Below are 549 nucleotides of genomic sequence, written 5' to 3'. Positions count from 1 at the left end.
TCACCGCCAGCCCGAGGTGCGCCGCCACCATTCCCCAGTAGCTGAGAGAGGTTTTCGTGCCGCGGGACACGCGCTGTACGGCTTCGGCCACCGCCAGCACCGCAATCCAGCAGGCCATCGCCATCCCCACCGCCGTCATGGCGATGATTTTATCTTCCAGCAGCCATGGCAAAAGTACCGACAGCACCAGGGTGGAGACCAGGGCGGTGAGCAGCAGTTTCCTGATGTTACGCGGCCGGTCCCGGCCCCAGCGCACCAGCGGCCCCACCCCCAGCAGCAGGGCAAAGGGGACCATCAGCCAGGTGAACATGGTGTTAAAGAACGGCTCCCCCACCGAAATGCTGCCCAGCCCCAGCTGTTTGTGCACCAGCGGCAGCAGGGTGCCCAGCAGCACCACCAGCATGGCGGCCATCAGCAGGACGTTATTGCCGAGCAGCAGCGACTCGCGCGACCACAGCGTGTTGTTCACCCGCGAACGCACCCTGTGCCCGCGCACGGCGAACAGCAGCAGCGAGCCGCCGGTGACCAGCACCATAAAGGCGAGGATAA

The 549-nt window shown here is 65.2% G+C and carries 1 protein-coding gene; it reads right to left on the bottom strand.

Going from position 1 to position 549, the window contains the following annotated elements; translation table 11 throughout:
• Positions 1 to 549 (bottom strand): cytochrome c-type biogenesis CcmF C-terminal domain-containing protein (locus J4614_RS21900; protein WP_279571551.1); only part of this gene is annotated, 549 nt, incomplete at both ends.

Origin of the sequence: Salmonella sp. 32031103-2018-00083-FB-01-SM-01, assembly GCF_017571995.1 — a bacterium.
Classification (GTDB): Bacteria; Pseudomonadota; Gammaproteobacteria; order Enterobacterales; family Enterobacteriaceae; genus Salmonella; species Salmonella enterica.
The sequence above is the reverse complement of the archived record's forward strand: the minus strand, read 5'-3'. Positions and strand labels throughout refer to the sequence as shown.